At 73.7% G+C, this 19867-nt stretch carries 21 protein-coding genes and 1 tRNA gene; 18 read left to right on the plus strand and 4 right to left on the minus strand.

Features of this window, described 5'->3' with window-relative positions:
- Together ACZ3KP_RS40560 and ACZ3KP_RS40565 are read right to left on the minus strand one after the other, a co-directional pair.
- Nucleotides 1–711 (minus strand): TetR/AcrR family transcriptional regulator (locus ACZ3KP_RS40560; RefSeq protein WP_467506113.1); only part of this gene is annotated, 711 nt, incomplete at its 3' end.
- 42 nt (nucleotides 712–753) lie between these two features.
- Nucleotides 754–1281: a GNAT family N-acetyltransferase gene (locus tag ACZ3KP_RS40565; protein ID WP_467506115.1), complete on the minus strand. Its 528-nt coding sequence runs from the start codon at nucleotides 1279–1281 to the stop codon at nucleotides 754–756.
- On the opposite strand from ACZ3KP_RS40565, the gene ACZ3KP_RS40570 reads away from it, so the two are divergent.
- A complete protein-coding gene (locus tag ACZ3KP_RS40570; RefSeq protein ID WP_467506117.1) occupies nucleotides 1280–1882 on the plus strand; it encodes a helix-turn-helix domain-containing protein in 603 nt (200 codons plus the stop codon). The genes ACZ3KP_RS40565 and ACZ3KP_RS40570 overlap by 2 nt on opposite strands.
- Nucleotides 1883–2141: 259 nt before the next feature.
- Here ACZ3KP_RS40570 and ACZ3KP_RS40575 read toward each other — a convergent pair whose 3' ends face one another.
- Nucleotides 2142–3320 (minus strand): glutamate dehydrogenase, encoded by a 1179-nt coding sequence (locus tag ACZ3KP_RS40575; protein ID WP_467506118.1) that lies wholly within the window; start codon nucleotides 3318–3320, stop codon nucleotides 2142–2144.
- 141 nt (nucleotides 3321–3461) lie between these two features.
- Between ACZ3KP_RS40575 and ACZ3KP_RS40580 the strand changes: the two genes are divergently transcribed.
- The 7 genes from ACZ3KP_RS40580 (at nucleotide 3462) to ACZ3KP_RS40610 (ending at nucleotide 10203) form a co-directional block, all read left to right on the plus strand.
- Nucleotides 3462–4649, plus strand: coding sequence for an MBL fold metallo-hydrolase (locus ACZ3KP_RS40580; protein WP_467506120.1), 1188 nt, complete (start codon nucleotides 3462–3464; stop codon nucleotides 4647–4649).
- Nucleotides 4650–5240: 591 nt separating this feature from the next.
- Nucleotides 5241–7430 carry a sensor histidine kinase gene (locus ACZ3KP_RS40585; protein WP_467506122.1) on the plus strand — a complete coding sequence of 730 codons (2190 nt, stop codon included), beginning with the start codon at nucleotides 5241–5243 and terminating at the stop codon, nucleotides 7428–7430.
- An 86-nt stretch (nucleotides 7431–7516) separates the two neighbouring features.
- Nucleotides 7517–7951 (plus strand): roadblock/LC7 domain-containing protein, encoded by a 435-nt coding sequence (locus tag ACZ3KP_RS40590; RefSeq protein ID WP_467506124.1) that lies wholly within the window; start codon nucleotides 7517–7519, stop codon nucleotides 7949–7951.
- A gap of 2 nt (nucleotides 7952–7953) precedes the next feature.
- Entirely contained in the window at nucleotides 7954–8325 is a 372-nt protein-coding gene (locus tag ACZ3KP_RS40595; protein ID WP_358981794.1) for a DUF742 domain-containing protein, read from the plus strand.
- Nucleotides 8303–8902, plus strand: a complete 600-nt coding sequence (locus ACZ3KP_RS40600) for a GTP-binding protein (RefSeq protein ID WP_358981793.1) — start codon at nucleotides 8303–8305, stop codon at nucleotides 8900–8902. Before ACZ3KP_RS40595 ends, ACZ3KP_RS40600 begins: the two co-directional genes overlap by 23 nt.
- Nucleotides 8903–8963: 61 nt before the next feature.
- A complete protein-coding gene (locus ACZ3KP_RS40605; protein WP_358981792.1) occupies nucleotides 8964–9545 on the plus strand; it encodes a GAF domain-containing protein in 582 nt (193 codons plus the stop codon).
- Between the two features lie 58 nt (nucleotides 9546–9603).
- Nucleotides 9604–10203 carry a TetR/AcrR family transcriptional regulator gene (locus ACZ3KP_RS40610; RefSeq protein ID WP_467506127.1) on the plus strand — a complete coding sequence of 200 codons (600 nt, stop codon included), beginning with the start codon at nucleotides 9604–9606 and terminating at the stop codon, nucleotides 10201–10203.
- A 361-nt stretch (nucleotides 10204–10564) separates the two neighbouring features.
- Here ACZ3KP_RS40610 and ACZ3KP_RS40615 read toward each other — a convergent pair whose 3' ends face one another.
- Nucleotides 10565–11797, minus strand: a complete 1233-nt coding sequence (locus ACZ3KP_RS40615) for a YbfB/YjiJ family MFS transporter (RefSeq protein ID WP_467506140.1) — start codon at nucleotides 11795–11797, stop codon at nucleotides 10565–10567.
- A 219-nt stretch (nucleotides 11798–12016) separates the two neighbouring features.
- Between ACZ3KP_RS40615 and ACZ3KP_RS40620 the strand changes: the two genes are divergently transcribed.
- The 10 genes from ACZ3KP_RS40620 to ACZ3KP_RS40665 all read left to right on the plus strand — a co-directional run bounded on the left by ACZ3KP_RS40620 (nucleotide 12017) and on the right by ACZ3KP_RS40665 (nucleotide 19846).
- A complete protein-coding gene (locus ACZ3KP_RS40620) occupies nucleotides 12017–12946 on the plus strand; it encodes a LysR family transcriptional regulator (RefSeq protein ID WP_467506129.1) in 930 nt (309 codons plus the stop codon).
- A gap of 130 nt (nucleotides 12947–13076) precedes the next feature.
- Entirely contained in the window at nucleotides 13077–13790 is a 714-nt protein-coding gene (locus tag ACZ3KP_RS40625) for an SDR family NAD(P)-dependent oxidoreductase (RefSeq protein ID WP_467506131.1), read from the plus strand.
- Between the two features lie 31 nt (nucleotides 13791–13821).
- Entirely contained in the window at nucleotides 13822–14193 is a 372-nt protein-coding gene (locus tag ACZ3KP_RS40630; protein WP_467506132.1) for a YybH family protein, read from the plus strand.
- A 179-nt stretch (nucleotides 14194–14372) separates the two neighbouring features.
- The gene (gene tdh, locus ACZ3KP_RS40635) at nucleotides 14373–15401 is read left to right on the plus strand and encodes an L-threonine 3-dehydrogenase (RefSeq protein WP_358981791.1); all 1029 of its coding nucleotides are present in this window, start codon (nucleotides 14373–14375) and stop codon (nucleotides 15399–15401) included.
- Nucleotides 15402–15420: 19 nt separating this feature from the next.
- Nucleotides 15421–16614, plus strand: coding sequence for a glycine C-acetyltransferase (locus ACZ3KP_RS40640; RefSeq protein WP_467506133.1), 1194 nt, complete (start codon nucleotides 15421–15423; stop codon nucleotides 16612–16614).
- Nucleotides 16615–17204: 590 nt separating this feature from the next.
- The gene (locus tag ACZ3KP_RS40645; protein ID WP_467506135.1) at nucleotides 17205–18107 is read left to right on the plus strand and encodes a LysR family transcriptional regulator; all 903 of its coding nucleotides are present in this window, start codon (nucleotides 17205–17207) and stop codon (nucleotides 18105–18107) included.
- A gap of 46 nt (nucleotides 18108–18153) precedes the next feature.
- Complete coding sequence (locus ACZ3KP_RS40650) at nucleotides 18154–18747, plus strand: helix-turn-helix domain-containing protein (protein WP_358981787.1); 594 nt, start codon at nucleotides 18154–18156, stop codon at nucleotides 18745–18747.
- The gene (locus tag ACZ3KP_RS40655) at nucleotides 18744–19274 is read left to right on the plus strand and encodes a GNAT family N-acetyltransferase (protein ID WP_467506137.1); all 531 of its coding nucleotides are present in this window, start codon (nucleotides 18744–18746) and stop codon (nucleotides 19272–19274) included. The genes ACZ3KP_RS40650 and ACZ3KP_RS40655 overlap by 4 nt, the downstream gene beginning before the upstream one ends.
- Nucleotides 19275–19304: 30 nt before the next feature.
- Entirely contained in the window at nucleotides 19305–19664 is a 360-nt protein-coding gene (locus ACZ3KP_RS40660; protein WP_467506138.1) for an MmcQ/YjbR family DNA-binding protein, read from the plus strand.
- A 108-nt stretch (nucleotides 19665–19772) separates the two neighbouring features.
- Nucleotides 19773–19846 (plus strand) — tRNA-Pro (locus ACZ3KP_RS40665).
- Nucleotides 19847–19867 lie beyond the last annotated feature (21 nt).

A 19867-nucleotide genomic window follows, 5' to 3' on the forward strand; every position in this document is an offset into this window, starting at 1 on the left:
AGGCCCTGGGGGGCCCTCCCGCCGCCCGACAAAACGTGGGGGACCGCCCCGGGGGGGGGGGGGGGCCCCCGGGGGGGGGGGGGGGGGGGCCCCCCCCGGGGCCCCCCCCCCCCGCCCCGCGGGCAGCCCCAGTTCGCGGGCCAGCGCCTCGTCGGCCCACTCCTGCGCCCGGGAGCGCGGTACGGCGCCCGGATAGGAGGTGAGCTGGACGGCGAGCCCGTCGAGCAGGGCCGTCAGCCGCAGGGCCGAGGCCATCGGGTCGGGGCACTGGAACTCACCGGCGGCCACCCCCTCGGCGATGACCTCGGCGAGCGCGGCCTTCCACTGCTGGTCCAGACTCCTGGTCACGTCCCGCAGAGCGGGTTCGCGCAGCGCCACCGCCCAGCCCTCGATCCACAGCCGCCACCCCTTGGCCTGCCCGGTCGGCGCGTACCAGCGCACCGCCGCCCGCAGCCGGCGCAGCGCCGACGTCCGGCGGCCGAGCAGTTGGCGCAGATGCGTGAGATCGCCCTCGGCGGCATGGGTGAACGCGGCGGCGACCAGCTTCTCCTTGGTCGAGAAGTGGTACAGCACCAGAGCGTTGCTCACGCCGAGCGCCGACGCGACGTCGGCGATGCGCACCGCGGCCACGCCCCGCGCCTCGATCTGCTCGACGGCGGCCCGCAGCAGCTCCTCGCGCCGCTCGGCCACACTCAACCGCACTCTTGCCACGCGGTCACCCTAATCGGTCCTCCCGCCACCCGCGTCGCGGTCTCAGGACAGCGGCAGCCGCATCAGTGTCAGGTCCAGCCAGCGGCCGAACTTGGTGCCCACCTCCCGGACCGTGCCGGCGTGTTCGAAGCCGAACCGCTCGTGCAGCCGGACGGACGGGGCGTTCCGGGCCTCGATACCGGCGATCATCACATGGTGGCCCGCCTCGCGCGCCGCGGCGATCAGCGCGGCCAGCAGCGCGGAGCCGATGCCGAGTCCCTGGCTGCCCTCGCGCACGTAGACGGAGTCCTCCACCGTGTGCCGATAGCCGTCCAGGGCGCGCCACGGTCCGTACACCGCGAATCCGGCCACCTGGCCCGGAGCACCGGCGACCTCGGCCACGAGCGCCGAACCGCGTTCCAGGTGCGTGGCGAACCAGGCCGTCCCCTCGGCCGGGGTCTGCGGGGTGTCGGTCCACAGGGCGGTCGAGTGCTCGATCGCGTGGTTGCGGATCGCCCGCACCGCCTCCGCGTCCCCGGCCCGTGCCGGGCGGACCGTCACGACCGGGGTCCTCTCGTATAGTGGATTCATGTCCAACATAGTAGATCCCGCGCCGGACGTGCTCGTGGCGAGGATCGCGGCCCGGATCCGCGCCGAACGGGAACGGCGCCGCTGGACCCTGGCTCAGCTCGCCGACGCGTCCGGTGTCTCCGCGGCGATGATCAGCCGGATCGAAAGGGGTGAGAGCAACCCCACCGCCGTCGTCCTCGGCAAGCTGTCCGCCGCCTTCCGGCTCAGCGTCGCCACCCTGCTCGCCCTCGCCGAGGGCGCGCCGGACGCCGTGGCCGACACGGCGGGCGTACGGCGCGGCGCGGACGCGGCCGAGTGGCAGGACCCCGGCACCGGCTACCGGCGCCGTCAGATCACCGGCCCGCGCTTCCCTGCGGAGATCGCCGAGATCCGGCTGCCCGCCGGAGCCCGCGTCCCGTACCCGGCGGCGGCCTTCGCCTTCGTACGACAGCTCGTCTGGGTCCTCGACGGACGGCTGACCTTCCACGACGGCGACACCGTCCACGAACTCGGCACCGGCGACACCATCGAACTCGGCGCCCCCGCCGACCGCGTCTTCGCCAACACCACCGCCACCGAATGCCGTTACGCCGTGGTCCTCACCCGCGACACCCGGCCGTGAGCCACCGGCGGCCCGCACGCCTGGCGCCGGGTGGTTCCTCCGACGCGGTTCCCGTGCGCCGCTCGCACGGCTGTGCCGCGCGACACCCGGCCGTGAGCCACCGGCGGCCCGCACGCCTCGCGCCGGGTGGTTCCTCCGACGCGGTTCCCGTGCGCCGCTCGCACGGCTGTGCCGCGCGACACCCGACCGTGAGCCACCCCCCGCTCGCACGGCTCGTGCCTGCGGCTCCTCGACGCGGCACCCGTGCGCCGTCGGTCCGTCAGCGGTACCAGCCGAACCGTTCCGCGATCACCGGGAGCCGGTCGGTCACCAGGGCGTGCGCGGCGGCCCGCGGCGTCGTGCCGTCGGACTCCGCACGGTCCAGCATCAGCCCCACCAGGGCCCGCATCGAGCGCCGCATGTGGGCGAACGCCTCGTCGGCGTCCGGGCCGATGTCACCGAACAGGGTCCACCACCACCACGCGTTCGTGCCCGAGTTGACCACCACGTCCGGCAGCACGGTCACCCCGCGCGCCGTGAGCCGTTCCTCCGCCTCGGGCAGCACCGGCATGTTGGCCGCCTCGACGATCCAGCGGGCGGTGACCAGGTGCTCGTTGGCCGTGTCGATCGCGTACGACACCGCGGCGGGCACCAGCACCTCCGCGCCCGTGCCGAGCCAGGCGTCCCCCGGCAGTTCGAGGTCGCCGGGGCGCAGCACCGCGCGGTCGACGGTGCCGTACGCGTCCCGCGCGCGCAGCAGGGCCTCGACGTCCAGGCCCGCCGGGTTGGCGATGGTGCCCTTGACGTCGGCGACGGCCACCACCGTGAGCCCCGCGCGGGCGAGGAAACGCGCCGTGGCCCCGCCCATCGTGCCGAGCCCCTGAACGGCGACCCGGGTCCCCCGGTGCGGCACCCCGGCCCGGTCCAGGGCCGTCAGCGCCGACTCGGCGACCCCGCAGCCGCCGGCCAGCTCGTCGAGTCCGAGGCCGTCCACCTCGACGGCGAAGGCGTCCGCCAGCCGTCGCCGGGCCGCCGTCTCGTCGTCCAGCAGCGGGTACACCGCCTGCACCGAGGAGACCAGCCCCGCCTCCGCGGCGGCCCGGTCCACCAGGTCCTGGGTGAGCCCGAGGTCCTCGCCGGTGGTCCAGAGGCTCTCGATGTACGGCCGCATGGCCCGCAGGTAGCGGACCAGCAGCGGGTACGCCCCCGGGTCGCGCGGATCGCAGTCGATGCCGCCCTTGGCGCCGCCGAGAGGGACGTAGCGGCCCTCGGGGTCGTAGTGCAGGGCCTCCTTCATCGTCATCCCCCGGGCGAGCCCGGTGACCTCCTCCAGGGTGCAGCCCGGCCGCATCCGCAGACCGCCGCTGGCCACGCCCCGCACCAACCGGTCGACGACCAGGAAGCCCTGGCGGCCGGTGACGTGGTCGGTCCAGACGAGAGACATCAGGGGAGCGGACACGGGGGCTCCTCGCGAGCTGTGTGAAGAAACAGTGTTACTGAACAGTGGGTCAGTATTGGGAGGCGGGTGGCGAGGTGTCAACGCCGACCGCCCGCGGGGCCGACCATAATGGGAGGCCTCGGCAACAGCACTGGAGGCACCGTGACCGGTTCGAGTCCCCTGAGCTCCGGGCTCCGCGCGCTGCGGCCCGCCGCCTTCGGCGCGGACCCCGGCGGTGAGCGCCTGGCCCGCATCCAGGGCTCACCGCACTTCAAGGACGGTGTCTTCCAGAACCCCGGCGGGGTCGCGCGCACCCGGCCCTCGGGTTCGATGCTGGACTTCGCGAAGAAGTACTTCGAGAAGGAGCAGCGCGCCCGCCGCGCTCCCCGGGGCACCGTCCCCGTGCACCCCACCACCGTCGCCGACCTCGCCAAACCCGCGGCGAGCGGACTCCGGGTGACCTGGATGGGGCACTCCAGCGTCCTCGCCGAGATCGACGGACACCGCGTCCTGTTCGACCCCGTCTGGGGCGAACGCTGCTCGCCGTTCCCCTTCGCCGGCCCCAAGCGCCTGCACCCGGTCCCGGTGCCGCTCGCCGCGCTCGGCCCGGTCGACGTGGTGGTCATCTCGCACGACCACTACGACCACCTCGACCTGCCGACCATCAGAGCACTGGCCGGTACGGACACCCTGTTCGCCGTCCCGCTCGGCGTCGGCGCCCACCTGGAGCAGTGGGGGGTGGCGCCCGGCCGGCTGCGCGAGCTGGACTGGCACGAGGCGACCGAGGTCGGCGGCCTCACCCTGACGGCCACCCCTGCCCGCCACTTCTGCGGCCGGGGGCTGCGCAACACCCAGCACACCCTGTGGGCGTCCTGGGTCGTGGCGGGCGCGGAGCACCGGATCTACCACAGCGGTGACACCGGCTACTTCGACGGTTTCCGGGACATCGGAGCCGACCACGGCCCCTTCGACCTGACGATGATCCAGATCGGCGCGTACAGCGAGCACTGGCCCGACATACACATGACACCCGAGGAGGGCATGCGCGCCCACCTCGACCTCCAGGGGGGCCGGCCGCACGGCGTGCTGCTGCCGATCCACTGGGGGACCTTCAACCTCGCCCCGCACGCCTGGGCCGAGCCGGGGGAGTGGACCAGGGACGCGGGTGACGAGGCGGGCCAGGCGGTGGCGCTGCCGCGCCCCGGCGAGCCCTTCGAACCGTCCGGGAAGCTGCCCGCCGACCCCTGGTGGCGCACGGTGTCGGCGCCGATCACCCGGCCCTGGCGCCTCGCGGTACGGCCGGAGAACACACCGGGACGAGGGGACCTCGACCTCGCGGGCGAGGCGTGAACCGGACGCGGTGGCGGAGGACCGGTGACGGGACTCGGTGACGGGGCCCGGTGACAGAGGCCGTCAGTGACGACACCCCTGTGGTGGAAGAGACGTGCGTGCCCCTGCCCGAACCGGGCGGGGGCACCGTCATGACCGGCCGGGTAGTGGAGGCCAAAGGGGTCACTCTGGGTGACGCTTCCGGGGTGGCGGTGCGGGCGCGAGGGGGCGGTGCGGTACTCGGCCGGGCCGGTGGGCGAGGCGCGGGGCGCACTCCGCGACGGGGGAGCGGTGGGACGGGCGGCCCGGACCGATCCTTCCGCCGGTGACCGTTTTTGAGCAGGTCGGATCGGTCGGTGGTCGTTCGGGGACGTGGCGCCGACGAGGTTATCGGGCTTTCGTACGACGGCTCATACCAGAGCGGGACCATCTCCGGGTGACTTTGTCAACTGCCCACCGCACATGATGCCTTGGCGACTACTGTGAGTGTCCGTCGGACGACGCGGGGCCGGAATCTTCTGCGATCCCCTCGGCCGGCACCGCGATGGCGCATGCCCAGCTCGCGCGACCCGCGCGAGAGACCAGGCCCGACGGACCAGTACGAGGACGCAGATGTCTCACCTCCGTGCACCGGCCGCCCGCGCCGACCGCCGTGAGGGCGGCCGGCACGGACGTCCGGTCGCCCGACCCGTTCCCGCGCTGCCCGAGGCACACATACGGCCGCAGCTGATGCGTCTCGCCGTGCTGCCGCCGGTCGCGGTGGCGCTCAGCGGCTGCGCCGCCGTCCTCTTCACGATCCGCTCCACCGGCGCCCGCCCCGGCCTCGGCCTGCTGGCCGTGCTCGCCGGAGCGCTCTCGGTGACCGCCGCGGGCATCGTGATCGCCGCCGTGGCCGCGGCCCGCGCCGCCCGCTCGGTCAGCGACCGCGTGGACGCGCTGCGCCGCACCGCCGCCCGCGGGGAGACCGATCTGCGCGCGCTCGTCGAGGCGCTGCGCCGGGGGGAGAACCCGCCCCCGCGCACACCGCGCGGCGGACCGCCCGAGGACGCCGACGACTTCGAACTGCTCGCCGCCGACCTGTCGCGCGCGCACGACGGCGCCGTCACCGCCGTCGTGCAGGCCGCCCAGCTCTCCAGCCAGGCGGGCAGCGAACAGAAGCTGGAGGTCTTCGTCAACCTGGCACGGCGGCTTCAGTCCCTCGTGCACCGGGAGATCTCCATCCTCGACGACCTGGAGAACGAGATCGAGGACCCGGACCTCCTCAAGGGCCTCTTCCACGTCGACCACCTGGCCACCCGCATCCGGCGGCACGCCGAGAACCTCGCCGTGCTCGGCGGCGCCGTCTCCCGGCGGCAGTGGAGCAACCCCGTCTCCATGACCGAGGTGCTGCGCTCCGCCATCGCCGAGGTCGAGCAGTACTCCCGGGTCAAGCTCGTCCCCCCGATCGACGGCGAACTGCGCGGACACGCCGTCGCCGACGTCATCCACCTCCTCGCCGAACTCGTCGAGAACGCCACCGTGTTCTCCGCCCCGCACACCCAGGTGCTGCTCCGCGCCAACCTCGTCACCTCCGGCCTCGCGGTCGAGGTCGAGGACCGCGGGCTCGGCATGCCGGTCGGCGAACAGTCCAAGATGAACGCCCTGCTCGCCGACCCCGACCAGGTCAACGTCGCCAGCCTGCTGGCCGACGGCCGCATCGGCCTGTTCGTGGTCTCCCAGCTCGCCCGCCGCCACGGCATCCAGGTGCGCCTGCAGACCAACATCTACGGCGGCGTCCAGGCCGTCCTCGTCGTCCCGCAGGCCCTGCTGGGTACGGCGCCGGGCGCACTCGGGGCCGTACCGCAGCCGCGCGGCACGGCGGCCGGAGGCGGTACGCCGACGGCGCCGGGGGGTGCCCCGGGCACCGGGACCGCGTGGCCGTCCGCCGGCACCGGGGCAGCGGAGGGCGGCGCACCGCCCGGCGCCGCGGGGACCGGCACCAGCGCCGCCCCCGGTACCGGGAGCCGGGCGGCGACCGCGGGCGGTCCGCCGGCCGGAGGACGCACCGGGCGACAGCCGGGGGCTCCCGGGGCGGCCGGCGGTGAGCGTCGCCGACACGCGCAGCCCGGCGGGGCACCCGCGCCGCTGCCGGTGCGCGGCGCCCAGGACACCCGGCCCAACCCCGCCGAGGCGCTTCCCGGCATCCGGCCCGAGGACCGGCCCGCGGTCGCCGGGAACGCCGGCGCCCCGCCCGTGCCCCGCGTCGGCGCCGTGCGCGGCACCATGGGCAAACCCCAACTACCGCGCCGCCGCGCCCAGGAGCACATCGTCCCCCAGTTGCGCGGCGGCCCGGCGCCCCGCCAGGACAGCAACGAGGCTCCGGCCGGACACGACCCCGGCCTGATGGCCGCCTTCCAGCGGGGCATCGGCCTCGCCGAGGCCCAGCAGCACCTGGAGGCCACCCAGCCGGAACCACCGGCACCCGCCATCGCACCGACCGAACCGGCACCCCCCGTCATGGGCGCGCTCGACACGGCGGTGACGGGAGCCGGCGGCAGCGCGGGTGCCTCCGGGGGCGACCCGGCGAGCAGCACCTCGGGCGCCACCCATGTCCGCGCCACCCACGTCCACGCCGCGCACGACCACCTGGCCGACGAGTACGTGGCCGGCGACCACCTGACCCGGACGCATCTGAGCTGGGCACACCGCGACCCCGCCGACCCCCCGTCGGTGTCCCGGCCCTCGTCGCACTCCCAGGCCCTGCGCCCGGTGCACACCTCCGAGTTCACCACCCGGCCCGACGGGAGCACACCGGCCGGATGAACAGCACCGTCACCACCCCCACCGCCCACTCCACCCCCACCCACAGTGCTCCCGGGGACCTTCGTACTTCAAGGAGTCGATCCACCATGGCGAGCGATGCGCCGACCGCCCAGGTATCCGACCTCGACTGGCTGATGAGCGGCCTCGTGCAGCGCGTACCGCACACCACCAGCGCCGTGCTGCTCTCCTGCGACGGACTCGTGAAGTCCGTCCACGGCCTCGACCCGGACAGCGCCGACCACATGGCGGCGCTCGCCTCCGGCCTGTACTCGCTGGGCCGCAGCGCGGGCGTCCGGTTCGGCGACGGCGGGGACGTCCGCCAGGTCGTCGTCGAACTCGACTCGACCCTGCTGTTCGTCACCACCGCCGGCACCGGCACCTGCCTCGCGGTCCTGGCCGGCCGGGAGGCCGACGCCGCCGTCCTCGGCTACGAGATGGCGATGCTGGTGAAGAGCGTCCGCCCGTACCTCGTCACCGCGCCCCGGCAGCACGCCGTCGAACCCACGGCGATGAGGCCTTGAGGGTGGCGGCAGCCGGCGACGGGCCGTGGCTGGACGACGCGGCCGGACGCCTCGTGCGTCCGTTCACGGTCAGCAACGGCCGCACCGAGCCCAGCATCGCCCTCGACCTGATGTCGCAGGTGATGGCCACGGGGACCACCCCCCTCGGCTACCTCGGCCCCGAGCACGCGCAGGCGCTCGACCTGTGCCGCGGCCCCGTCTCGGTCGCCGAGATCGCCGCGCACCTCAAGCTGCCCGCCGTTGTCACCAAGGTGCTGCTCTCCGATCTCGTCGACTGCGGGGCGCTCACCGCCAAACCCCCCGCCTTCCGCCACAACCCCACTGACCGGTCCCTCCTGGAGGCAGTGCTCGATGGACTACGACGACAGCTCTGACCCCTTTCCCACCGCGCTGAAAATCCTGGTGGCCGGTGGGTTCGGGGCCGGCAAGACCACCTTCGTGGGCGCGGTGAGCGAGATCGCACCGCTGTCCACGGAGGAACTGCTCACCACGGTCAGCGCCGCCACCGACGACCTCGAAGGCATCGAGAACAAGGTCGAGACGACGGTGGCCATGGACTTCGGCCGGATCACCCTGGACCCGGAGCACGTGCTGTACCTGTTCGGCACGCCCGGGCAGGAGCGGTTCTGGTTCATGTGGGACGAGCTGTCCGAAGGTGCGCTTGGGGCGGTCATCCTCGCCGACACCCGCCGGCTGGAGGACTGCTTCGCGGCCGTCGACTTCTTCGAGGAACGCGGCCTCGGCTTCATCGTCGCCGTCAACGAGTTCGACGGTGCCTACCGCTACGACCCGGAGGAGGTACGCGCCGCCATCGACCTCGACCCGCGGATCCCCGTCGTCCGCTGCGACGCCCGGATCTCCAGCTCCGGCGTCCAGACCCTGCTCACCCTCGTCCGCCACCTCATCGCCCACGCCCCGGTCTCCGCGCCGAGCCACGGCGCCCACAGGTGAAGCCCGCACACCCCTCACGGAGCCCGTACATGACCCACGTCCCCAGCGCCGGAGCCCGCGCATGAGGTACGACCCCTCGCGCCCGGCCGGTCGCCTGCTGCTCACCCCGGAGGACAAGGAGGCACCCGAGCGCACCCGCCGCCTCGGCCAACTGCGCCTGGGCGGCCGCCCCGACCCCGAGCTCGACATCTACGCGGACCGGCTCGCCGAGATCACCAGGGCGCCGTACGCCATGGTCAACTTCATCGACCAGGACCGTCAGTTCTTCGCGGGCCTGCACCTGCCGGCCGTGGCGCCACCCGTGGTGAAGCCCGACGGCAGTACGCCGGTGCTCGGCCGGGAGCTGGCCCGCGACCACGGTTTCTGCCCCCACGTGGTGGTGCGGCGCAAGGCGCTGGTCCTGGAGGACGTCTGCGACTACCCGCGGTTCGCGGGCAACCCGATCGTCGACGAGTTCGGCATCCGCTCCTACCTGGGCGCCCCGCTCGTCGACAGCACGGGGACGGTGCTCGGCACGGTGTGCGCGGTCGACGTGGAGCCACGGCCCTGGGGGCGGCCCGGTCTGGAGACCATCAAGGCGTCGGCGGCGGAGCTGGTGGCCCGCCTGGAGCGACGCGAGGCCGACGGGTTCCCGCTGCTGTGACGACGGGAACGCCCCCGCTCACCAGCCGACCGGTCTAGTACCTCCGTACCCTGGTCCCATGGGACGTACCAGTGACGCCAAGCGGAAGCTCCTCGACGCCGCCCGGTCGCTGATCGAGGGGCGCGGGTACGCGGCGCTCGGGGTGGCCGAGATCTGTCGGGCGGCCGGGGTGCCGAAGGGCAGCTTCTACTATTTCTTCGAGTCCAAGGAAGCGCTCGCGCTCGCGGTCGTGGACGAGCACTGGGCGGCGCAGAAGCGTGACTGGACCCGGGTCCTGGCCGGTGACGGGGAGCCGTTGCGGCGGCTGCGGCGGCTGTTCGAGGAGACGGAGGCCGGGCAACTCGCCGGCCAGCGGGACTGCGGCACTGTGGCGGGCTGCCTGTTCGGGAACCTCACCCTGGAGCTGAGCAACCAGACCGAGGCGGTCCGTGGACGGCTGCAGGAGATATTCGACGCCCAGGTCGACATGGTGGAGTCAGTCGTCACCGAGGCCCGCCGGAGCGGTGAGGTGACCGTGACCGACACCCGGGAGGCGGCACGGGCGGTGGTGGCCCAGCTGGAGGGCCAGGTGATGTTCGCCAAGCTCTACAACAGCCCGGGACGACTGAGCCCCCTGTGGCAGAACTGCCGGGCCCTGCTGGGGGCGACGGAGGGCTAGGGGCTGTCCGGCGGATCATGCCGCAGACGCGGGGTCCGGCACGCCCTCCCCCACTGCCCCAAAGGCGTGGGGCCCCCAGCGGCGTTGTCGTCGGTCGCCGACGTCCCCCAGCCTCCGGCCGGGAGGTGCCCCCACCGCGTCGCCCGCCGCGGCAGCGGCTGATCGGCCACGGCTCCTCCGCCGTGCAGCCGGACGCACCAGAGACCCCGCTCACCTCGGCCGATGAGTCACCGTTGCTTTCCTGCGACCTGATCCGCCGGACAGCCCCTGGGTGTCCTGCCTCGGGAGGTGGCGGCCAGGTGTGCAGCCAGTCGGAGCCGAGGCCTGTCCCACCCCGCCGCCCTCTCCCCGGACCGAACACCTAGGTGCCCGTGACGCGGGCCGCCGAGCGCCGCTGCCGCACCTGCGCCCCGTAGCCCGCCTCAGCGCCGGCTGCCTCCCCGCCGGCTGCGTTCACCTGGGCCGCCTCCGCACGGCTTGCGTCCGTGAGGCCGTCGCTTGTGCGGCCCCCGCCCATGTGCTGCGGGAAGCCGATCCGCAGCACTGCGGCGGATGCCGCCGCGGCCAGGACCACCAGCGCGGCCAACAGCAGGGCCTGGTGGTACCCGTGGCCGAGCAGGGGGGCGACGGCCAGCGGGCCGAGGATCTGGCCGACGGAGTAGCCGGCGGTCAGCAGGGCGACGGAGCGGGGGAACCGCAGCTGCGCCCCCGTGGCCAGGGCCAGGGTGCTGACGCCCAGGAACGTGGCGCCGAACAGCACCGCCGAGCCGAGGGCCGCGCCGGTGCTCCCGGTCAGCGCGGGCAGCGCGATCCCGACCGCCTGCACCACCAGCGCGATGACCAGCAGGCCTGGCCGCGACCACCGGCGCCCCAGCCGGGCCCACAGCGCCGCCGACGGTACGGCGGCCAGCCCCACCAGCACCCATGCGCCGCTGCCGACCCAACCGGTGGGGGAGCCCTGGCCGATCGCCGCCACCAGGAAGGTCCCCGCGACGATGTAGCCGACGCCCTCCAGGAAGTAGCTGACGAACAGCGCACCGAACCGGCGCTGGGCGCGGCCCGTCGGCCGGTCCCCGTTCGGCGTGGCGGCCGACGCGTCCTCGGGCCGCAGGTTCCAGGCGGCCGCGGCCAGTACCGCGGCGAGCGCCGCGGCCGCCCACCAGGCGGCCCGCCAGTCGGCGACCGGCCGCAGGGCCGGCACCAGCAGGCCGGACAGGGCGATGCCGGCCCCCACGCCGCCGAAACCCCACCCCGGCAGATGCGGCGGGTGGTCCCGCAGGTGGTGCAGGAGCGAGGCGACGGCGACGACGAACACCAGCGCGCTCGCCGCTCCGGCCAGCAGCCGCAGCGCACCCCACACCGCCGTGCTGCGGGTGAGGGGCATCGCGGCGAGCGTCACGGCCAGCAGGACCAGGGAACCGCGCAGCACGGCACGCGACCGGACCAGCGTGGGCGCCAGCGTGCCGACGAGCGCGCCGAGGAGGTAGCCGACGTAGTTGGCGGTGGCCAGGTGCGCGCCGGCACCTGCGGAGAGACCCGCCTGAGCGTGCATCAGCGGCAGGATCGGGGTGTAGACGAAACGGCCGACGCCCATGCCCGCGGCGAGCGCGGCGCCGGCGCGGGCCACATGGCCGCGGGGAGCGGGGGCGGTCGTCGTGAGGCGCCGGCCCCGCCCTGGGCGCCGGGACGCCGGGAACTCGCGCACGGAGTGCTCCCCTCCTCGTCGGTGAGTTCATCGTGCGGCCGGCCCCGGTACCGTGGCCACGACCGGCTGCCTCGCTGCTGAGAGGCTCGGCCTTCCAGCGCGCGTAGCATGGCGCGCGTGGAACTTCGCCAGCTGCGGTACTTCGTCGCGGTCGCCGAGGAACTGAACTTCGGCCGGGCCGCCGAGCGGCTGCTCATCGCGGGGCCCTCGCTCTCCCAGCAGATCAAGGCGCTGGAACGCGACCTGGGCGTCCGGCTGTTCGACCGGGACCGCCGGTCGGTCTCCCTCACCCCGGCCGGAGCCGACCTGCTCCCGCACACCCGCGCCCTGCTGGAGCGGGCCGACGACCTACGACGCCGGGCCGGCCGCCTCTCGGGCTCCCAGGCGGTGCGGCTCGGCTACGTCAACTGGCTGCCACCGGACCTGACCTCCCGTACGGCCGCGGTGGCGCGGGTGCACCTGGACGCCTGGGTCGCCCCCTCCCACACCCAGGCCGCCCGGGTCGCCGACGGCAGCCTCGACCTCGCCGTCTGCTGGGTGCGCACCGAGGACCTGATGCGGCTCGGGCTGCGGGCCCGGCTGATCGGCGCCGACCGGCTCTACGCCGTCGCGAAGGGCCCCGACAACGGCGAGGTGCGGGCCGGTGACGTCGACGTCCTCATCGACGACGACGTCACCTCCTGGGCCTCCTGGAACGCGTACGCCGAGAAACTGACCGAGACCGTCGGCGCCCGCGCCGTACGCATCTCCGACGGCGCGGTCACCGGTCCCGCTTTCTTCGACCACGTCCGCCGCTGCACCCGCCCCGTCCTGAACTCGCCCAAGGGACAGACCGCCCCGTTGCCGCCCGACCTGGTCCGCCGGGAGGTCGCCGGGCCGAAGGTGTACTGGACCTGGTCCCTGGTCATGCGGGAGGGCGAGGACCGCGCCGGGGTCCTGGCCGCCGCCGACGCCCTGTGCGAGGGCGTCGGCGACCTCGGGATCCAGGCCCCGGACGCCTGGCTGCCCACCGGCGACCCGTACGCGCCCACGCGCTGAGCTGCGCTGGGAGGCAGCGCCTCCCAGTCGGGAGGAGACCGATCCTGGCGTCCCCCCGCCCGTCCGACCTACCGTGCCGGATAGTCGACCGGTCGGCTAGTAACCGGTCCGCCACCCGGAGAAGGTCATCATGAGCACACCGCAGCAGAAGGTCGCGATCGTCACCGGTGCCTCCCAGGGCATCGGTGCCGCCCTGGTCGAGGGCTACCGCAAGCTCGGCCACGCCGTCGTCGCCACCTCGCGCACGATCACCCCCGTCGATGATCCCGACGTCCTGATTGTCCAGGGCGACATCGCCGACCCGGAGACCGCCGAGCGGGTCGTGGCCGCGGCCGTCGAGCGGTTCGGGCGTGTCGACACCGTGGTCAACAACGCGGGTGTCTTCGTCGCGAAGCCGTTCACCGAGTACACGGCCGCGGACTACGCCACCGTCACCGGCATCAACGTCGCCGGCTTCTTCCACCTCACCCAGCGGGCGCTCCCGCACCTGCTCGCCCAGGGCGGCGGACACATCGTGAGCGTCACCACGAGCCTGGTCGACAGCCCGGACGCCCGCGTCCCCTCCGTCCTCGCCTCCCTGACCAAGGGCGGACTGCAGTCCGCGACCAAGTCCCTGGCGATCGAGTACGCGACCCGCGGCATCCGCGTCAACGCCGTCTCGCCCGGCACCATCAAGACCCCCATGCACCCGGCGGAGACCCACGAGTTCCTCGCCGCCCTGCACCCGGTCGGCCGGATGGGTGACGTCAGCGACATCGTCGACGCGGTGCTCTTCCTGGAGACCGCGCCCTTCGTCACCGGCGAGATCCTGCACGTCGACGGCGGCATGAGCGCCGGACACTGACCGGCCGTCACACCGAGGGACAGGAGTGGACATGACCACCACCGCTGACGACGCGGCGGTCCTGAGCCGGGTGCTGGACCGGTGGAAGGCGGCCGTCGACGGGCACCGCCCCGCGGACGTCGCCGCGCTGTTCACCGAGGACGCCGTCTTCCAGGGACTGCACCCCTACTCGGTCGGGCGGGAGGGCGTCGCCGCGTACTACGCCTCCCAGCCCCTGGGTATGAAGGCGGCGTACCGGATCCTGGAGACCCGGCGGCTCGCCGACGGGGTGGTGCTCGGCTACCTGGCCGTCGAGTTCTCGTTCCGGGACCGGTCACCGCTGGACGTGAAGCTCTCCGTCGTCGTCACCCGGGTGGCGCAGGACTGGTACCTCGGCCACTACCAGGTCTCCCGCCTCGAATAGGCAGGCCCCGCCGGGCGTTTCGGGGGGCGTGAAGCGCAGCTGTGGCGGCGCTTAAGAAAACCTCGATGGACCCGGACGCCCGGGTACGGCAGATTTCTGTGCGACACCACCCCTCATGCCCGGTCGCGGGCCGCTTCGGCGTGCCCGCGACCGGCCCCTCACGCACAGGAGCCGTAGCGTTGAAGGCGCTGGTCAAGGAGAAGGCGGAGCCCGGGCTGTGGCTCGTGGACGTGCCGGAGCCCGCGGTCGGACCGGGTGACGTACTGGTCAAGGTGCTGCGGACCGGGATCTGCGGCACCGACCTGCACATCAAGGCCTGGGACGGCTGGGCGCGGCAGGCCGTCACCACGCCGCTGGTGGTCGGGCACGAGTTCGTCGGCGAGGTGGTGGCCACCGGACGCGACGTCGTGGACATCAAGGCCGGCGACCGGGTCAGCGGCGAGGGCCACCTGGTGTGCGGCAAGTGCCGCAACTGCCAGGCCGGGCGGCGTCATCTGTGCCGGGCCACGGTCGGCCTCGGCGTCGGCCGCGACGGCGCGTTCGCCGAGTACGTGGCACTGCCCGCCGGCAACGTCTGGGTGCACCGGGTCCCGGTCGACCTCGACGTGGCCGCGATCTTCGACCCGTTCGGCAACGCCGTGCACACCGCGCTCTCCTTCCCGCTGGTCGGCGAGGACGTGCTGATCACCGGCGCCGGACCGATCGGCCTGATGGCGGCGGCGGTGGCCCGGCACGCGGGCGCCCGGCACGTCATGATCACCGACGTCAGCGAGGAGCGCCTCGACCTGGCCCGCAAGATCGGCGTGAGCCTGGCGCTGAACGTGGCGCAGGCCTCCATCGCCGACGGACAGCGGGAACTGGGCCTGCGCGAGGGCTTCGACATCGGCCTGGAGATGTCCGGCCGAGCCGAGGCGATGCGGGACATGATCGCCAACATGACGCACGGCGGCCGGATCGCGGTGCTCGGTCTGCCCACCCAGGAGTTCCCCGTCGACTGGGCCCGTGTCGTCACCTCGATGATCACCATCAAGGGCATCTACGGCCGGGAGATGTTCGAGACCTGGTACGCGATGTCCGTCCTGCTGGAGGGCGGTCTCGACCTCGCCCCCGTGATCACCGGCCGCTACGGCTACCGCGACTTCGAGGCGGCTTTCGCCGACGCGGCGAGCGGCCGCGGCGGCAAGGTCATCCTCGACTGGACTGCGTGATTCCTTAGGAGCTTCTGCCATGTTCGACTCCGTACGCGACGACCTGCGCGACACCCTCGACGAGATCCGCGCCGCCGGGCTGCACAAGCCCGAGCGAGTCATCGGCACCCCGCAGTCCGCGACCGTCGCCGTGACCGCGGGGGGCCGTCCGGGTGAGGTCCTCAACTTCTGCGCCAACAACTACCTGGGCCTCGCCGACCACCCCGAGGTGATCGCCGCCGCCCACGAGGCACTGGACCGCTGGGGCTACGGCATGGCCTCGGTCCGCTTCATCTGCGGCACCCAGGAGGTGCACAAGGAGCTGGAGGCGCGGCTGTCGGCGTTCCTCGGCCAGGAGGACACGATCCTCTACTCCTCCTGCTTCGACGCCAACGGGGGCGTCTTCGAAACCCTGCTCGGCGAGGAGGACGCGGTGATCTCCGACGCCCTCAACCACGCCTCGATCATCGACGGCATCCGGCTCTCCAAGGCCCGCCGCCTGCGCTACGCCAACCGCGATCTCGACGACCTGGAAAGGCAGTTGAAGGAGGCGGCCGGTGCGCGGCGGAGGCTCGTCGTCACCGACGGGGTGTTCTCCATGGACGGCTATGTGGCGCCGCTGCGCGAGATCTGCGACCTGGCCGACCGGTACGACGCGATGGTCATGGTCGACGACTCGCACGCCGTCGGCTTCGTCGGCCCGTCCGGCCGGGGCACCCCCGAGCTGCACGGCGTGATGGACCGCGTCGACATCGTCACCGGCACCCTCGGCAAGGCCCTCGGCGGCGCCTCCGGCGGCTATGTGGCGGCCCGCGCCGAGATCGTCGCCCTGCTGCGTCAGCGCTCCCGCCCCTACCTCTTCTCCAACACCCTCGCCCCGGTGATCGCCGCGGCCTCGCTGAAGGTCCTCGACCTGCTGGAGTCGGCCGACGACCTCCGGGTGCGCCTCGCCGAGAACACCGAGCTGTTCCGCCGCCGGATGACCGAGGAGGGCTTCGACGTCCTCCCCGGCGACCACGCCATCGCCCCTGTCATGATCGGCGACGCGGCCGAGGCCGGACGGATGGCCGAGCTGCTGCTCGACCGGGGCGTGTACGTGATCGGCTTCTCGTACCCGGTGGTCCCGCAGGGCAGGGCCCGGATCCGCGTCCAGCTGTCCGCGGCCCACTCGACGGCCGACGTCAACCGCGCGGTGGACGCCTTCGTGGCGGCCCGCACAGAACTGACGAGCTGACCGCGGGGGCCCGGCGAGCCGAGCGCCGGAACCGGTGAGCTGAGCGCCGGGTTCGGCGAGCCGCGCGCCGGGTGCGGAGCCGACCGACACCCGCGTGCGACACCCCTGCGCTCCACCGAGAAGCCGAGGGGAGCAGCACTTGCGGTTTGCTGCCTGCGGCCCGGTGTCTGGGGTTCGGTCGCCTGCGGTTCGGTGTTTGCGGCCGGTGTCCGCTCGGCTGCGCTTGCCGTTCGGTAACCGCGGCCGGCGTCCGGGATCCAGTGTCTGCGGTTCGGTGCTGGCGGCCGGTGTCCGGGGGCGGTGCCGCCGGTGCGGGGGCTGGTGTCCAGGCTCCGGTGTCCGGGGTCCGGTACCCGGGGGCTCGGTGCCGGACGTCCGGGAGCCGGGGCCCAGGCCGGCGATCCGGTGTCCGGGGCCCCGGGCCGGCGATCCGGTGTCCGGGGCCCCGGGCCGGCGACCCGGTGTCCTGTGTCTGGTGGCCGGCGTTGGCGGGCCCCGGTGTGCGTTCCGGTTGCCGTCGGCCGGTGCCTGCGGCCCCTCCTCCCCGTCGGTGGTCCGGCGGGCGTGGACATATTGCAATAATCGGCCCCGTGATCGAAGCGCGGCGGCTCCACATCCTTCGTGCGGTGGCGGACCACCGCACCGTGACGGCGGCTGCCGCCGCGCTCTTCCTGACCCCGTCGGCCGTCTCCCAGCAGCTGGCGGCCCTGGAGCAGGAGACCGGCCACCGCCTGGTCGAGCGCAGCGCCAGGGGGGTACGGCTCACCCCGGCCGGCGAGATCCTGCTCGGCCACACCAACGTCGTCCTCGCCCAGCTGGAGCGGGCCGAGGCCGAACTGGCCGCGTACAGCTCGGGCGAGGCCGGTACGGTCACCGTCGCCGCCTTCGCGACCGGTATCGCGCAGGTGGTCGCCCCGGCCGTGGCCCACCTGGCCCGCACCGCCCCCGGCATCCGCATCCGGGTCCAGGACGCCGAGGGCGACGCCAGCCTCCCGATGGTCCTGGACCGGCAGGTCGACGTCGCGGTGGCCGTCGAGTACCGAGGGGCCCCGCCCGCCGACGACCCCCGGCTCACCCACGTACCCCTGTACGCCGAGCCCTTCGACGCCGTCGTCCCGCTCCACCACCGTCTCGCCGAGCTCCCCGAGGTCTCCCTCGCGGAGCTCGCGAAGGACGTCTGGATCGGCCCCTACCCCGGTAACCCCTGTCATGACGTGGTCGTCCTGGCCTGCGAGAACGCCGGCTTCCAGCCCCGCCTCGAACACTCCTCGGACGACTTCCGCGCCGTGGTCGCCCTGGCCTCGGCCGACGCGGGCGTGGCCCTCGTGCCCCGCTCCGCGCTGCGCGGCATGGACCTGACCGGTGTGGTCGTACGCCCCGTCGACGGCGACGCCCCCACCCGCCGGGTGTTCGCGGCCGTACGGCGTGGCGCCGAGGGGCATCCGCTGATCCGTCCGGTGCTGGAGGCGCTGGGCGGGGCGGCGCGGCCGTGAGGCGTCCGTAACACGGGTGTTTCACATACGGGATAGCGTCCCGTGCATGAAACGCGACGATGTGATCGCCCCCACCCCCGGCAGTACCGGTCTCGATGTCCGCCTCGGGGTTCGCCTCGCCGCGCTGCGTGCCGAACAGGGCTGGTCCCTCGGGGAGTTGGCGGAGCGCAGCGGGTTGAGCAAATCGACCCTCTCCCGGGCCGAACGGGCCGAGACCAGCCCCACCGCGGCCCTTCTCAACCGGCTCTGCGGCGTCTACGGCCGGACCATGTCCCAGCTGCTCAGTGAGGTCGAGGCGGAACCCGCGCCGGTGCTGCGCGCGGCCGAACAGCGGGTCTGGGAGGACCGCGCCTCCGGTTTCGTGCGGCGTTCCGTGTCGCCGCCGCACGCCGGGCTGCGCGGCGAACTCGTCGAGGGCCGGCTCGTCGCGGGCGCGGACATCTCCTACGACCGCCCGCCGGTCCCCGGCCTGGAACAGCACCTCTGGGTGCTCGACGGGACACTCGCCGTGACCGCGGAGGGCACCGAGCACCTCCTGGACACCGGCGACTGCCTACGGCTGCGGGTATGGGGACCGACGCGGTTCCGGTGCGCCGGGCCGGGGGAGACCCGGTACGTCCTGGCGGTGGTGCGGCCATGACCGCAGTGCGCCTCGGGGCGGACCAGCTGAAGAAGCGTGCGGCCGAGTTGGCCGACCTGCTCGCCGACACGGTGAACGCCGGCGCGTCCGTCGGCTTCCTCGCGCCGCTCGCGCGCGAGCATGCCCTCGACTGGTGGCGGGGGAGGGCGGACGCCGTGGCCGCCGGGCACCTCGCCGTGTGGGCGGTGCTGGACGGCGCCGGCCGGGCCGTCGGCACGGTCGGCCTCGCCTTCCCCGAGAAGCCCAACAGCCGGCGCCGCGCCGAACTGGTGAAGCTGATGGTCCACCGCGAGGCCCGCGGACAGGGCCTCGGGCGCCGGCTGCTCGCCGTCGCCGAGGAGGCCGCCGCGGCCGACGGGATCACCCTGCTCCATCTGGACACCGAGACGGACAGCCCCGCCGAACACCTCTACCGTACGGCGGGCTGGACCCGCGCCGGGATCATCCCGGACTACGCGCTCGACCCCTACGGGACGCTGCGCCCCACCACCCTCTACTTCAAGCGCCTGGCCGCTTCCGCCCGATGACTGTCAGTGGCGGGGGCTACGGTTCGTCCCATGCCGGAAGCCGAAGACGTACGCCGTGTCGCCCTGTCCCTGCCGGACACCGCGGAGAAGACCGCCTGGAACATGCCCACGTTCCGGGTCGCCGGGAAGATGTTCGCCACGCTCCCGGAGGACGAGACCTCGATCGCGGTGCGCTGCCCCAAGGAGGAGCGCGACGAGCTGGTGCTCGCCGAGCCGGACAAGTTCTGGATCGCCGACCACGAGGCGATGTTCGCCTGGGTCCGGGTCCGGCTGGCCGCGCTGGAGGACGAGGCCGAGCTGCGTGACATCCTGGCCGACTCCTGGAGACAGGCGGCCCCGCCCCGACTCCTGGAGTCGTATCCGGACTTGGGGCTGCCGGACGAGGGCTGACCGTACGCCGCGGCTCCGCGGGCGAAAAAGCCGGGTACGACCACCAAGCCGAGTGCGGTATTGTTTCCTTGCGCGTTTCGACCGGGGAAACCCCAGGTCAAACGGCACCGGGACGTGGCGCAGCTTGGTAGCGCACTTGACTGGGGGTCAAGGGGTCGCAGGTTCAAATCCTGTCGTCCCGACTGGAGACAGTCGCAGGTCAG

This window comes from Streptomyces sp. NPDC020958 (assembly GCF_055562175.1).